This is a genomic window from Sulfitobacter sp. EE-36 (assembly GCF_000152605.1).
Taxonomy (GTDB): domain Bacteria; phylum Pseudomonadota; class Alphaproteobacteria; order Rhodobacterales; family Rhodobacteraceae; genus Sulfitobacter; species Sulfitobacter pontiacus.
Genome location: NZ_CH959310.1, coordinates 1 through 14253, shown reverse-complemented (window position 1 = coordinate 14253; position 14253 = coordinate 1). Strand labels below are relative to the sequence as shown.

Annotated in this window: 14 protein-coding genes; 8 read left to right on the top strand and 6 right to left on the bottom strand. The window is 60.3% G+C overall.

What is annotated here, in order from left to right:
• Positions 1–9: 9 nt before the first annotated feature.
• Complete coding sequence (locus EE36_RS02535; protein ID WP_005849203.1) at positions 10–294, bottom strand: DUF6476 family protein; 285 nt, start codon at positions 292–294, stop codon at positions 10–12.
• Between EE36_RS02535 and EE36_RS02530 the strand changes: the two genes are divergently transcribed.
• From EE36_RS02530 to EE36_RS02515, 4 genes are all read left to right on the top strand, one after another.
• On the top strand, positions 293–1327 hold the full coding sequence (locus EE36_RS02530) for an RluA family pseudouridine synthase (protein WP_005849201.1): 1035 nt from the start codon (positions 293–295) through the stop codon (positions 1325–1327). The genes EE36_RS02535 and EE36_RS02530 overlap by 2 nt on opposite strands.
• Positions 1328–1493: 166 nt before the next feature.
• Positions 1494–2390 carry an RNA polymerase sigma factor RpoH gene (gene rpoH, locus EE36_RS02525; RefSeq protein WP_005849199.1) on the top strand — a complete coding sequence of 299 codons (897 nt, stop codon included), beginning with the start codon at positions 1494–1496 and terminating at the stop codon, positions 2388–2390.
• 129 nt (positions 2391–2519) lie between these two features.
• On the top strand, positions 2520–3485 hold the full coding sequence (locus tag EE36_RS02520) for a Gfo/Idh/MocA family protein (protein ID WP_039912137.1): 966 nt from the start codon (positions 2520–2522) through the stop codon (positions 3483–3485).
• A 52-nt stretch (positions 3486–3537) separates the two neighbouring features.
• Positions 3538–3807, top strand: a complete 270-nt coding sequence (locus EE36_RS02515) for a DksA/TraR family C4-type zinc finger protein (protein WP_005849195.1) — start codon at positions 3538–3540, stop codon at positions 3805–3807.
• Positions 3808–3909: 102 nt separating this feature from the next.
• Here the strand turns inward: EE36_RS02515 and EE36_RS02510 are convergent, their stop codons facing one another.
• The 5 genes from EE36_RS02510 to EE36_RS02490 all read right to left on the bottom strand — a co-directional run bounded on the left by EE36_RS02510 (position 3910) and on the right by EE36_RS02490 (position 9768).
• Complete coding sequence (locus EE36_RS02510) at positions 3910–5730, bottom strand: M3 family oligoendopeptidase (RefSeq protein WP_005849193.1); 1821 nt, start codon at positions 5728–5730, stop codon at positions 3910–3912.
• 72 nt (positions 5731–5802) lie between these two features.
• A complete protein-coding gene (locus tag EE36_RS02505; RefSeq protein ID WP_005849191.1) occupies positions 5803–7401 on the bottom strand; it encodes an ATP-dependent DNA ligase in 1599 nt (532 codons plus the stop codon).
• On the bottom strand, positions 7398–8417 hold the full coding sequence (locus EE36_RS02500; protein WP_005849189.1) for a ligase-associated DNA damage response exonuclease: 1020 nt from the start codon (positions 8415–8417) through the stop codon (positions 7398–7400). The genes EE36_RS02505 and EE36_RS02500 overlap by 4 nt, the downstream gene beginning before the upstream one ends.
• A gap of 114 nt (positions 8418–8531) precedes the next feature.
• The gene (locus tag EE36_RS02495; RefSeq protein ID WP_005849188.1) at positions 8532–9476 is read right to left on the bottom strand and encodes an alpha/beta fold hydrolase; all 945 of its coding nucleotides are present in this window, start codon (positions 9474–9476) and stop codon (positions 8532–8534) included.
• Position 9477: 1 nt separating this feature from the next.
• Positions 9478–9768, bottom strand: coding sequence for an SCP2 sterol-binding domain-containing protein (locus EE36_RS02490; RefSeq protein WP_005849186.1), 291 nt, complete (start codon positions 9766–9768; stop codon positions 9478–9480).
• Positions 9769–9843: 75 nt separating this feature from the next.
• Here EE36_RS02490 and EE36_RS02485 point away from each other — a divergent pair, with 75 nt between their 5' ends.
• From EE36_RS02485 to fdxA, 4 genes are read left to right on the top strand one after another with little or no spacing between them, the layout of a single operon-like run.
• Complete coding sequence (locus tag EE36_RS02485) at positions 9844–10410, top strand: tetratricopeptide repeat protein (RefSeq protein WP_039912134.1); 567 nt, start codon at positions 9844–9846, stop codon at positions 10408–10410.
• 18 nt (positions 10411–10428) lie between these two features.
• Positions 10429–13356 carry a helicase-related protein gene (locus tag EE36_RS02480; protein ID WP_005849184.1) on the top strand — a complete coding sequence of 976 codons (2928 nt, stop codon included), beginning with the start codon at positions 10429–10431 and terminating at the stop codon, positions 13354–13356.
• Positions 13357–13743, top strand: coding sequence for an RNA-binding S4 domain-containing protein (locus tag EE36_RS02475; RefSeq protein WP_005849182.1), 387 nt, complete (start codon positions 13357–13359; stop codon positions 13741–13743).
• Positions 13744–13795: 52 nt separating this feature from the next.
• The gene (gene fdxA, locus EE36_RS02470) at positions 13796–14134 is read left to right on the top strand and encodes a ferredoxin FdxA (protein ID WP_005849180.1); all 339 of its coding nucleotides are present in this window, start codon (positions 13796–13798) and stop codon (positions 14132–14134) included.
• Positions 14135–14253 lie beyond the last annotated feature (119 nt).

Below are 14253 nucleotides of genomic sequence, written 5' to 3'. Positions count from 1 at the left end.
CTGCGCGCGTTACTCGATCGTAACGCTTTGACGCAGCTCGCCTGTCATCCGGTCAAAGATCAGAATCACATCGTCCTGTGTCACCACAGCATACCAGTCGGGGCCTTGGGTGAAGGTCACCGCTTTTTCGCCGTCGGGCAGGGTGATAGAGGCCGGTAAATCGGGGCTCTTGTTCGAGAAGCGGATGACAAGTAGCCCGATCACGACTAGAAGGCCGAAAATCATTGTGGCGGTCAGCACCGTCACCAGCCGCCGCAGGAATTTGATGTTCGGGGGCTCGGAAGGATCAGTCATGTCGCACCGTCAAATTACGTTTACCATCGCGGACAGCCCGCCACCTCGCCTTGATAAGGCGCTTGCGCGCGATGTGCCAGAGGATGCGAACCTGTCGCGCACACGGCTGGGGCGTTTGCTGGAACAAGGGGCCGTGCAGGTTGACGGAACAGTGGTAACCGACCCGCGCAGCCGTGCCGAAGCGGGGCAGCAGATCACCGTCGATGTGGAAGAGGCCGAAGACAGTCATATCCTCGCCGAGGAAATCCCGTTGGAGGTCGTCTTTGAAGACGCAGATCTGATCGTGATCAACAAGCCCGCAGGCATGGTGGTTCACCCTGCACCGGGCAGCCCGTCGGGGACGTTGGTCAATGCGCTGCTGGCCCATTGCGGCGATGACCTGTCGGGGGTGGGCGGCATGAAACGCCCAGGGATCGTGCACCGCATCGACAAGGATACCTCGGGTCTGCTGGTTGTCGCCAAGTCTGACGCAGCCCACCACGGGCTGGCCAAACAGTTCGAGAAACACACCGTTGAACGCTATTATCAGGCCTTGGTCTACGGCGTGCCGGATGCCAACGATCCGCGCCTACGGGGGGTGAAGGGGGCCAGCTTCGAGCCGGGCAATATCCTCAAGCTCACCACGCAGCTGGCGCGTCACCGCACAGACCGCCAGCGTCAGGCCGTGTTCTTTCAGGGCGGCCGCCACGCCGTGACCCGTGCGCGCACCGTTGCGCGGCTTGGCAATCCAGAGGTTCTGGCGCTGATGGAATGCTGGCTTGAAACCGGCCGTACCCATCAGATCAGGGTGCATATGGCCCATGCCGGTCACGCATTGGTGGGCGACCCGACCTACGGTGGCAAACGTAAACTAGCAAAAGGCGCGGTCTCGGACGCCGCCGCCGAAGCGGTGCGCAGCTTTCCGCGCCAGGCCCTCCATGCGGCGGTACTGGGGTTCGATCATCCGGTCACGGGCGACTACGTACGCTTTGAAGCGCCGCTGCCCGGCGATATGACCGACCTGCTCGGGGCCGTAGGCTACGACCTGCCCTAGTGCACAGTTGTGTGATCGACCTGTAGTAAAACGGTTTTTTAAGGATTATTGGGCCCAATTCACCGTCCCATGCGTTAGGCTGGGCACTTGAAACGGAGCGGGGCCCTCTCCATATCTATGTTAACCCAAATAACATGGGCCCCGGAAATTGGGGAAAGGGACAAAGATGGCTAATTACGCAAATCTGCCAGCGCCAACACCGGAAGGCGGATTGAACCGCTATATGCAGGAAATCCGCAAGTTTCCCCTGTTGGAGCCGGAAGAAGAATACATGCTCGCCAAACGGTGGGTCGAAGAACAAGACACCGAAGCCGCGCATCGCATGGTCACCTCGCACCTGCGTTTGGCGGCCAAGATCGCCATGGGCTACCGCGGTTATGGTCTGCCGCAGGCAGAGGTGATTTCAGAAGCCAACGTCGGCCTGATGCAGGCGGTCAAACGCTTCGACCCCGAAAAAGGCTTCCGTCTGGCGACCTACGCCATGTGGTGGATCCGCGCCTCGATTCAGGAATACATCCTGCGGTCCTGGTCGCTGGTGAAACTGGGCACGACCTCGGGTCAGAAGAAGTTGTTCTTCAATCTGCGCAAGGCCAAGAACCGTATCGGCGCGCTGGAAGAAGGCGATCTGCACCCCGACAACGTCAAACGTATCGCGACGGACTTGGGCGTGACCGAAACCGAAGTCATCTCTATGAACCGCCGTATGTCGGGCGGGGATGCGTCCTTGAACGCCACGGTCGGCTCCGAAGGCGAGGGGACGATGCAGTGGCAGGACTGGCTGGAAGACGAAGACGCCGACCAGGCCACCGACTACGAGGAACGGGACGAATTGGAAACCCGCCGCGAGATGCTGGCAGAGGCGCTGGATGTGCTCAATGACCGCGAGAAGGACATCCTGACCCAACGTCGCCTGTCGGATCAAACGGTCACGCTCGAAGATCTGAGCAGCCAGTATGACGTCAGCCGCGAGCGTATCCGCCAGATCGAGGTACGCGCCTTTGAAAAACTGCAAAAACGCATGCGTGATCTGGCCCGTGAAAAAGGTCTGATGGGCACCGCCTGATCGCCAGCCACGGTTTTGAACATTGATCCCCGCAAGGCGCGTCGCTTTGCGGGGATTTTTTATGCGCCCCTTGATGATCTGCCGCGGCTCCCCCTACAGTCGCGCGACACCAAACATCAGGGGATCACGATGAAAACGCTACGCTGGGGCATCCTCGGGGCTGCCCAATTCGCACAAGAACAGATGGCCCCGGCCATCCACGCGGCGAAAGGGGCCGAACTGGTTGCCCTCGCCACATCTCACCCTGACAAAGCCGCGCCCTTTCAGGCCTTTGTCCCGCAGCTTGCCGTGCATAGCAGCTACGAGGCGCTGCTCGCCGATCCGGATATCGACGCGGTCTACATCCCGCTGCCCAACCATTTGCATGTGGAATGGACGCTCAAGGCGCTGAAGGCGGGCAAACATGTCTTATGTGAAAAGCCGATGGCGATGCAGGCGCAAGACTATGAGCAGCTGATCTCCGCACGCGATACCACGGGCCTGCTCGCGGCCGAAGCCTTCATGATCGTCCATCACCCCCAATGGATACGCGCCCGAGAGATCGTGCAATCGGGCAGCTTGGGGCGGCTGCGCCACGTGGCGGTCAACTTCTCGTTCTTCAACGACGATACCGGCAACATCCGCAACGACCCCAAGGCCGGTGGGGGCGTGCTGCCGGACATTGGCACCTATGCCTTCGGCTGCACCCGTTTCGTCACGAGGCAAGAGCCGACCGCGATCTCCCATGCCAAGATCGACTATGAAAACGATGTCGATGTCTTCGCGCAGGTCGCGGCCCGCTTCGACGGGTTTGACCTATCCGCAACCGTGTCCATGCGTATGTTCCCGTTTCAGCAGGTCATCCTCCACGGCGAAAAAGGCATCCTGCGTCTGAGCTGCCCGTTCAACCCGACGGTCTATTCCCAAGCCGAGCTGTATCTCGAGACCACACAGAACAGCACCACCGTCGAACGCTTTCCCGGCGTGAACCACTATGTGCAGCAGGTCGAAAACTTTGGCGCGTCAGTGACCGAGGGCAAGGCCTATCCCTGTCCGCTTGAATTCAGCCGCGGCACGCAACGCATGACGGATATGGCCTTTGCCGCCGGGGGTTGAGCCTTGGGACGTGCGACCTACCTATAAGGTGTAGCAATCAAGGGGGATGATCATGGCCGGAGGATGGGCGAAAGACGGCGCTGTCAGTGAACAGATCGAAGCGTCGATCAACGATGAACTGGCCCGCCTCAAGGCGCGCAAGGCCCCTCAGGGCGAAAGCCGCACCCATTGCGCCGAATGCGAAGAACCGATCCCCGAGGCGCGCCGCCAAGCTTTGCCGGGCGTAAAGCTCTGCATTGATTGCGTGCGCGAACGGGACGGTCTGGCGCAGGCCCGCGGTGGCATCAACCGGCGCGGCAGCAAAGATAGCCAGCTGAAATAGCCAAAAACAGAACGGGGCGCTGCATCTGCACCGCCCCGCTCGATTTCCAAATGGTCTTAAATCCTCGCCGAAGGCGTTAAACTCTTATGCCTTCCCGCCGGATCAATCCTCCATCGCTTCCAGTTCATCAATGAAGCCCGAAATCATCGACAGGCCCTTATCCCAGAACGCGGGGTCAGAGGCATCAAGCCCGAAGGGAGCCAGAAGCTCCTTGTGGTGCTTCGATCCGCCCGCTTTCAGCATATCGAAATACTTGTCCTCAAAACCCGGCTCGCCTTCCTCGTAGACCGCATAGAGCGCGTTTACCAAGCCGTCGCCGAAGGCGTAGGCATAGACATAAAAGGGCGAATGGACGAAGTGGGGGATATAGGCCCAGAAGGTCTCGTAGCCGTCCATGAATTCAAACGCTGGCCCAAGGCTCTCGCCCTGCACCGACATCCACAGCGCGTTGATATCGTCTGGTGTCAGCTCTCCACCACGGCGGGCGTCGTGCAGTTTGCATTCGAAATCATAAAAGGCGATCTGGCGCACGACCGTGTTGATCATATCCTCGACCTTGCCGGCCAACAGCACTTTGCGCTCGGCATTGGTCTTGGCCCCGTCCAGCATCTTGCGGAAGGTCAGCATCTCGCCAAAGACCGAGGCGGTTTCGGCCAAGGTCAGCGGTGTGGAGGATAACATCTCGCCCTGACCCGCGGCCAGCACCTGATGCACGCCGTGGCCCAGCTCATGCGCCAGCGTCATCACATCGCGCGGTTTGCCCAAGTAGTTCAGCATCACATAAGGGTGCACGTCGGTCACGGTGGGGTGGGCAAAGGCACCGGGGGCTTTACCCGGTTTGACGCCTGCATCGATCCAACCTTCGGTGAAGAAGGGGGCCGCGATTTCGCCCATACGGGGATCGAAGGCATTATAGGCGTCCATGACGGTCTTTTCGGCCTGTTCCCAGCTGACGGTTTTGGGGTCTTCCATCGGTAGGGGGGCGTTGCGGTCCCAGACCTGCATGGTGTCGAGGCCCAGCCATTTGCGTTTCAGCTCGTAGTAGCGGTGACTGAGTTTAGGATAGGCGTTGACCACCGCATCGCGCAATGCTTCGACCACCTCGGGCTCCACGTGGTTTGACAGGTGGCGGCCGGTTTGCGGTGTGGGCATCCCGCGCCAGCGGTCGATGACCTCTTTTTCCTTGGCTTGCGTGTTGTGCACGCGGGCAAAGGTCCGGATATTGGCCTGAAACACATCCGCCAATTCGCGCGCCGCGGCTTCGCGCAGATCACGCGACGGGTCGGTCAGCAGGTTCAGCACGCCCTCGATGTTCAGCGGCTCGTCGTTTACCTCGAATTCCAGCCCGGCGATGGTCTCGTCGAACAGACGTTCCCATGCGTCGCCGACGACGCCCAGATCATGCAGGAACTTCTCCATCTCGTCGGAAAGCTGGTAATCTTTCATCGCGCGGATACGGTCGAACACCGGCTTATACCGCGCCAGATCCGCTTTTTGACTTAGCAGGTTGGCAAGGTGATCATCCTCCAGCCGGTTCAGCTCAAGCGTGAAGAACACCAGCGGCGTGGTAAAGTTGGTGATCTTCTCCTGCGCGTCCGACATGAATTTTGCACGGCCGGAATCGGTGGTCAGCTGGTAATAGCGCAGCCCCGCGTAAGACATGATGCGCCCGGCGATCTGGTTGATCTTCTCATTGCGCAACACACAGTCCAGCAATTCGTTCGCATCCAGTTCGGCCAGTTTGCCTTCGTAATCTTCGGCAAAGCTGCGGCAGGCCTCTTCAAGCCAGTCCAGATCGCGCTTGAGCTCGGGGGCGTCTTCACCGGTGTACAGATCGTCAAGATTCCACTCAGGCAGCTTGCCGAAGGCAGAGGCCCCGGAACCGGCGTTGGCATCAAGGACGGGGACGGGCAGTTGAAACATGAAAAACCTCTTTTTGACGTTAAATCTACCTAAGCACGGGTCCGCGGCAAAGCAAGGCGATGGCAGCGCGGATTAGCCGTAAATCCGCAGCATTTCTTCAAGATCGGCCAATGTGTTGGCTTCTTGCAGGGGCTTGTCCTGCCGCCAGCGCAGCATCCGCGGAAAGCGCAAGGCGACGCCCGATTTATGCCGCGTGCTGCGCTGGATGCCTTCGAATGCGATCTCGAACACATGATGCGGGGTGACCTTGCGCACGGGACCAAACCGTTCGAGCGTATTCTTGCGCACCCAAGCCGTGATCTTGCGAAACTCGGCATCCGTCAGGCCGCTATAGGCTTTGGTAAAGGGCACCAGATCATTGCCTTTCCAAACCGCAAAGGTGAAGTCTGTGAACAGGTTGGCGCGTCGTCCTGACCCGGATTGGGCATAGATCATCACCGCATCGATGGTCAGCGGGTCCAGCTTCCATTTCCACCAATCGCCCTTCTTACGCCCCGCCAGATAGGGGCTGTCGGCACGTTTCAGCATGACCCCTTCGGCCTGCGCTTCGCGTGCGGTGGCGCGTTGGTCGGCCAGCGCATCCCATGTGGGGAAGGTCAGTTGCGGCGACAGGCGGATCGGCGCATCGTCGGGCAGGGCGGCGCAGGCCTGTTCCAGCAGTGCACGGCGCTCGGCGAAGGGGCGGGAGCGAATATCTTGGCCCTGCCATTCCAGCAGGTCGTAGGCGTGCAGCACCACCGGGGCTTCGGCCAGCAGTTTCTTCGGCACGGTTTTGCGGCCAATCCGGGCTTGCAGCGCATTGAAGGAGGAGGGCGCAGGCTGACCGCCGGGCCAGACCAGCAGCTCGCCGTCCAGAACCGTGCCGTCGGGCATGAAGTCCACCGTACGGGCGAGCTCGGGGAAGCGGTCGGTCATCAGCTCTTCACCACGCGACCAGACGAAATAGGCACCGTCCCGCAGGATCAATTGCCCGCGGATGCCGTCCCATTTCCATTCGGCGCGCCAGTCTTGCGGATCCCCCAGTTCTTGCGGCTCGGCTTCCAGCCCATAGGCCAGATAGAAGGGATAGGGGCGCGATGCGTCGGCAGAGGCATCCTCTGCCTCTACCAGCCCATGCCATGTCGTGTCGTCGGGGTGCCAGTTGCCCATGAGGCGATGCGCAAGCTCGGGCTCGGGTTTGCCTGTGGCGCGAGACAGGGCGCGGGTCATCAGCTTTTGGCTGACGCCCACCCGAAACCCGCCGGTGATCAGCTTGTTGAAGATAAATCGTTCGGTCCCGCCAAGCGTCGCCCATGCGTCAAGAACAAAGGCTTTGCGGGCCTCTTCATCCTGGGTGTAAATCTCGCGCAGTGCCGCGATCCACGCGGCAAGCGGTTGATCATCCTGCGTCGGGTTGGGGGGCAGAACCAGCGTGATCGTCTCGGCCAGATCGCCAACGATGCTGTAGCTTTCCTCGAACAGCCACAGGGGGATGCCCGCGCGCTCGGCTGCCCATTCGCGCAGCTTGGTGGTGGTGACGGCGCGTTTGGGGCGGCGGCCGGAAAATAGGGCGATGGTCCATAGCCGGTCGTCATCCGGTGCCGCGCTGAAATAATCGGCCAGTGCGGCGACTTTCACTGTCGTCTTGGTGCTTTGGTCGATGGCGTTGAACAGCGCGGCAAACCGTTTCATTCGCTTGCGTCCTTATCCAGGGATTCGCCTTCGAACTGGGTGGGAACGACCTGCGCTTGCCAACCGCTATCGGCCAGAAACCGGCTGAAGACATCGGTGTAACCATGCGTCACATATATATTTTCTGCCTCGGTCGCTCTGATCGCTGACAGCAGCCCATCCCAGTCCGCATGGTCCGAGATGATAAAGCCGCGATCGCCCGCACGGCGTCGACGTACACCCCGCACGGCCATCCATCCGCTGGCAAAAGCGGTTTCCTGCGGGCCGAATTTTTTCGACCACGCACTGCCCAAGGCTCCGGGTGGGGCCAGCACAATCGCGCCGCGGTGATCCTTGGGGTTCAGATCCGCATCGGCGAGGATCGTGTCGGGCAGGGTGATCCCCTGATCGCGCATGACGCGGTTGGTGTTCTCGGTCGCCGTGTGGGTCAGGATCGGGCCGATGTCGGGGTCGAGCATCGATAGCAAGCGTTGTGCCTTACCCAAGGCATAAGCCCCTAGAAACGCCGTTTTGCCCTGTGCCGCGCAGCCCGCCCACCATGCGTTGATCTCTGCCGCCACGGCGGCTTGCTCGGCCCAGCGAAACACCGGCAGGCCAAAGGTGCTTTCGGTGATGAAGTGATGACATCTCACCGGCTCGAACGGATCGGACAGCCCGTCATCGACCACCTTGTAATCGCCCGAGGCAACCCAGACTTCGCCGTCAACGTCAACGCGTATCTGGGCGGAGCCGGGGACGTGGCCGGCGGGGTGAAACGATACCAGCGCCCCGCCGATCTGCCGCACCTCGCCATATGCGATGCCGTCAGCGGTGATGTCGCCCAAACGGTGGCGCATGACGGGCAGGGCGATGTCGGTGGCAAGGTAACGGTTCATGCCCCAGCGGGCGTGATCGGAATGCCCGTGGGTGATCAGGGCACGGTCCACAGGCCGCCACGGGTCGATATAGAAATCACCCGCGGGGCAATATATGCCGTTTTCGTTGAATGTCAGAACAGGTTGCTTGGCCATGCGCATAAGCTAGCGGGGCGCGCGCGTTTGAACAGGGTGGGCAGGAAAATCCTCGCCGATGCCGAGCTTTCCGTCGGAATAACAGTTGGTTGCAGGCGGAAGTTCATCCTGCGATCCGCGCTACTTTTTGGCGTTTCCAAAGAACAGGGCCGCCATCTCATCCACCGCTTTGTCGCGGGTGGCGGGGATTTCCATCAGCACTTCGTGCTCTGCGCCGTCAATGATATTCAGCTTGCCGCCTTTCCAAGTCTCTATACGGGCGTGGATGCGGCCCTTGTGCACGATACGTTCGTTGGACCCGAGGAATGTGGCGCAGGGCAGGCTGGGGGCGGCGCGCAGGGACAGATGCTTGGTCTCGGATAAAGCCTCGCGCAGCCAGATAAAGCTGGGCCCGCCCAAAGACAGTTCGGGATGGGCCGCCAGTTGCGTGCGCATCATCTCGTACATCTCGGGGTCGGTGGTGAGCATGTTGTTCTCGAACGGCGCGGTCGAGATATAGGATGCCGCCTGCGTGCCCATGGGCAGCTTGTAGCCCTGACCGATGCGCGGCATCAGCTGTGTCAGCCCCGCCGCCACCAGACGCATATGCGGCGCGATATGGATCCCCCACATCGGCGCGGTAAAGGCGGCGGCCTGCACGGACAGACCCTCCATACAGGCGCGTAGGCCGATGGCCCCGCCCATAGAGTGTGCCAGCAGGAAATACGGGCGCGGCAGCTGCAAGGCGCGGGCTGTCCGCATCATGGCCGCCACGTCTTTTTGATAGTCAGAGAAGACATCGACATGGCCGATGTTGCGGTCGGAGATCAACCGGTCCGACAGACCTTGCCCCCGCCAGTCAATCGCCATGACCGCCAGCCCCTTTTTCGCAAAGGCGCTTGCGGTCATCGCATATTTTTCCACGTATTCGGTGCGGCCGGGGAAAAGCAGCACGGTGCCCTTTGCCCCGTTCAGCGGCCAATGCGCGACGCGCAGCTTTTTACCATCCGATGTCTCGGCCCAATGCGCCTGACCCGTTTCGGGCAGCGGCGCAATGTCGGTGAAAAAGGGCGCGGTTTCCAGCATATTAGGAGAGGACGGACGCCAGCTTCATCGCCATGCCCATGTCGCCGTCAATCTTGAGCTTGCCGCTCATGAAGGCGCCGGTCGGGTTGGTGTCGCCGGACAGGATCGCCTGGAAAGTTTCTGCGTCAGCAGAAAGGGTTACATCCGCATCTTCATCCGCGGCGCGTGCGCCGGTCGAATCCATCATGACAGTGCCTTCGTCTTCGATGTCGAACTTGGCTGTGCCGTCAAAGTCGGCCCCCGCCAGTTTTTCGTTCAGCACTGTTACAGCTTGGTTCACAATATCGCTCATCATAGGCCCTTTTCTTGGCAAATGGTGCCGACACGTCTGGAATTGTGGCGGCAGCCTGTTACATTCACTCTTGTTATGGGCAACCGCATCGTCAACCTCAAACATACCGTCGCGGCACTTGGTCTCTGGGTGTTGCTTGGGGGTATAAGTTTCGCGCAAATGTCGCCCCCCGCGGCGGCGGAATTGCTGCAGGATTTACGCGATGCCCCCGCGGCAGAGGCGGCGCGAATCGAACGAGATGTGCAGCGCGCTTGGGCGCGGTCCGGCTCGGCCGCGATGGATTTGCTATATTCCCGTGGTCGCGATGCCATGTCAGAGGGGGACACCACCTTGGCGATCGCCCATCTGACAGCTCTGACGGATCACGCCCCTGATTTTGCCGAAGGCTATCACGCCCGTGCACAGGCATATTTCGCCGCAGGTCTCTATGGCCCTGCAATCGATGATCTGGAAACGACGCTTGCCTTGAACCCGCAGCAGTATAACGCCATCTTCGGTCTGGGGGCGATCCTGCAGGAGTTTGGCGATCTGCGGGCGGCTGCCGATCTCTATCGCCGAGTGTTAAGCATTAACCCTCACCATGATAACGCGCAAAGGGCGCTCGACGGGCTGCGGCGCGACGGAATCGGGCGCACGCTTTAACGATCTAAGGAATTTCTGGTGGCAGGTGACAGCAGGGTCGTGGCCGTTTTGGGCCCGACCAATACAGGCAAGACGACCTATGCAATTGAACGGATGTTGGCGCATCGCACGGGGGTGATCGGGCTGCCACTGCGTTTGCTGGCGCGCGAGGTCTATGACCGCATCGTTGCCCTGCGTGGCCCGTCCATCGTGGCACTGGTCACAGGCGAAGAACGGATCGTGCCGCCGCGCACCCAATATTGGGTCTGCACCGTCGAGGCGATGCCCGAAGGCATGGGTGCTGATCTGGTTGCGGTAGACGAAATCCAGCTTTGTGCTGATCCCGAGAGGGGGCATGTCTTTACCGACCGTCTTTTGCGTGCGCGCGGTCAACACGAGACGCTTTTCATGGGGTCCGACACCATGCGCGGCTCAATCGCGGCGCTGGTGCCAGAGGCGCAGTTCATCCGGCGCGAGAGAATGTCGGAATTGATCTACTCTGGTCAGAAAAAGATAAGTAGAATGCGTCCGCGCAGTGCGATCGTTGGTTTTTCGGTTGAGAATGTATATGCGATTGCAGAGCTGATCCGGCGTCAGAAGGGCGGTGCGGCGGTGGTTATGGGCGCGCTCAGCCCGCGCACGCGCAACGCGCAGGTCGCCATGTATCAAAACGGCGAGGTCGACTATCTGGTGGCCACGGATGCCATCGGGATGGGGCTGAACCTTGATGTGGACCACGTCGCTTTCTCGGCGCTCAGCAAGTTTGACGGGCGTCGGATGCGACCCTTGGCCCCGAACGAACTGGCGCAGATTGCCGGACGGGCAGGGCGCGGGTTCAAGAGCGGTACATTCGGTGTCACGGGCGATGCGTCTCCGCTTGATGATGGTGTCGCGCGGGCCATTATGGATCATCAGTTCACACCGCAGAACAAGCTCAACTGGCGCAACCCCGCGCTACAGTTCGGATCTATTGACCGGCTGATCCAGACGCTTGAAATGTCGCCGGACAATGGACGCTTGTTCAAAGCGCGCGAGGCCGATGATCTGCGGGCGCTCAAGAATCTCGCCGTGGATGCAGAGATCGCGGCGCGCTGTACCGATGGACCGTCAGTACGTCTGTTGTGGGATGTCTGCCGGATTCCCGACTTTCGTGGTATAAGCCATGCAGAGCACGCCAGCCTGCTGGAGCAGATTTTCAACTTTCTGCATCAGCGCGGTTCGATCCCCGACGACTGGCTGGCGCGGCAAATTAAACGCATAGATCGAACCGATGGCGACATCGATGCGTTATCCAAACGATTGGCGTTTATTCGCACCTGGACCTACGTGACACAGCGCAAAGGCTGGACAGGTGACGAAAGCCATTGGCGACACGAGGCGCGTGTCGTAGAAGACAGACTGTCGGATGCGCTGCACGAGCGTCTGACCCAAAGATTTGTAGATCGGCGCACATCCGTGCTTTTGCGCCGGCTAGGACAGAAGGAAGCCATGGTGGCCGAAGTAAACGAGACCGGTGAAGTAACCGTTGAAGGCGAATTTGTTGGCAAGCTGGACGGGTTCCGCTTTCGCCAAGACAAAGGCGCAGGCGTTGCCGAAGATAAAACGATCAAAGCTGCATCGTTGCAGGCGCTGGCTCCTCAGTTCCATTTGCGGGCGGATCGTTTCTACAACGCGCCTGATACAGAGATTGATTTCACAGAGCAGGGCGGCCTCATGTGGGGCAGCTCTGCCGTGGGTAAACTGGTTGCGGGCTCCGATCCGTTAAAACCCGGTGTCGAGGTCTTCGTCGATGACGTTGCGGGCCCCGAGGTCGCGCAAAAAGTGCAGCGCCGTTTGCAGCATTTCATCGACCGCAAGGTCGCAGCCCTGTTCGAGCCACTGATCGCCCTGTCAAAGGATGAGGCGCTGACCGGTCTGGCCCGTGGCTTTGCCTTCCGCATGGTTGAAAACCTTGGTATTCTGCCACGCGCTGATGTGGCGGACGAGGTGAAAGCCCTGGATCAGGACGCCCGTGGCGCGCTGCGCAAGCATGGTTTGCGCTTTGGTCAATTCACCATCTTTATGCCGTTGTTGCTCAAGCCCGCGCCGACCCGTTTGCGTCTGGTGCTGTGGTCGATTTCCAAGGGGCTGAACGAATTCCCTGAATCGCCGCCCCCTGGGCTGGTCACCATCCCCGTAGACACCAGCGCGCCCGAAGGCGCTGCGACGATGGCTGGGTACCGTAATGCTGGTGAACGCGCGATCCGTATCGATATGCTGGAACGTCTGGCTGATATGCTGCGCTCCGAAGATTCGCGCGGCGGGTTCGAGGCGAAGGCCGATATGCTGTCGATCACGGGCATGACGCTCGAACAATTCGCCACGTTGATGGAAGGTCTGGGCTATAAGGCCGAAAAGGCCGAGCGCACCAAGGTGAAAGCCGTTGATACTGTCGTGCCTCATGACGGTGCACCGATGGCTGCCGACAAAGGCGCAGATGCCGAGACGCCCGTGATGGATGTCGCGGACAAGCAACCAGCCGGTGGTATCGTCGAAGATCCGACGGCTGCTCAGGCGGATGACATCGTGCCCGCAACCGCGGATATGCCCGACGACGGGATCGCCCCGATGGTCGAGGAGCTGGCCGAGACACCGGAGGTCGACGATCACATCCCGGACACCCCTGCCGAGGAAAACCCGCAAGGCACAGCGCCTGACGCCGATATCGCAGGTGCCGAGCTTGAGACATATTATGTCTTCACCTGGGGGCGCACGCCCCGTGGCAATGCCCAAGGCCAGCGTCGCGGCGGCGGGGATCGTCCACAAGGGAAGGGGAAACCCGGACCGCGTGGCAAGAAGGGTGCACCGCGTGGGGACAAGGGCGGCAAAGCTCAGAAGTTCAGCAGCAAGCCCGCCCGTGCGGAAAAGCCGATCGACCCCGACAACCCATTCGCCGCTGCGCTAATGGGGCTGAAAGACACCAAGTAATTGTCCGAAGCGCCGACAAAGCTGCGGCTTGATAAATGGCTGTGGCATGCGCGGTTTTATAAAACGCGTTCTCTGGCGGCTGCCCGCGTGCAAGCGGGGGCCGTCAGGGTCAACGGCAGCGTCGCGCAAAAGCGTGCGACGCTGGTTGTGGTTGGCGACGTGCTGACCTTTGCTATGGGCGACGATGTGCGGGTGATCCAGATAGAGGGCATCGGCACCCGCCGTGGTCCGGCCCCCGAGGCGCAAACGCTTTACACCGATCTGTCCCCGCCGGTCCCCCGATCCGAGAAAAAACAACCTGAAAATCCGGCATTTGAGGGAAAAGGGCGCCCCAGTAAGCGTGATCGCCGCGTGCTTGATCTTTCTCGGGCGCGCCACCTTGAATGATACGCTGTGCTGACGTATCTCCTGCGTTAAACCTGCCATAAAAGATGATGTTATGACCTATATCGTTAACGATGCCTGTATCGCCTGCAAATACACTGACTGCGTTGAAGTATGTCCGGTGGATTGCTTCTATGAGGGCGAAAACATGTTGGTCATTCATCCCGATGAATGCATCGACTGCGGCGTTTGCGAACCTGAATGCCCCGCCGACGCGATCCGCCCCGATACAGAGCCGGACATGGAGAAGTGGGTTGAGTTCAACCGCAAGTACTCCGAACTGTGGCCCGTGATCATCACCAAGAAAGACCCGCTGCCCGAGGCAGAGGAACGCGATGGTGAAGAAGGCAAGCTTGAGAAGTATTTCTCTGAAGCACCCGGCGAAGGCGGCTAAGCGATTCGCACTTGGGTGCATGGGGTGATCGCTGCGTGTGACGCCACCTGATCCCCTTTATTTATTCGATTAACACGTATTTGATCGAATCTATGCGCGCCCCCCGCTTTCGGGGGGGC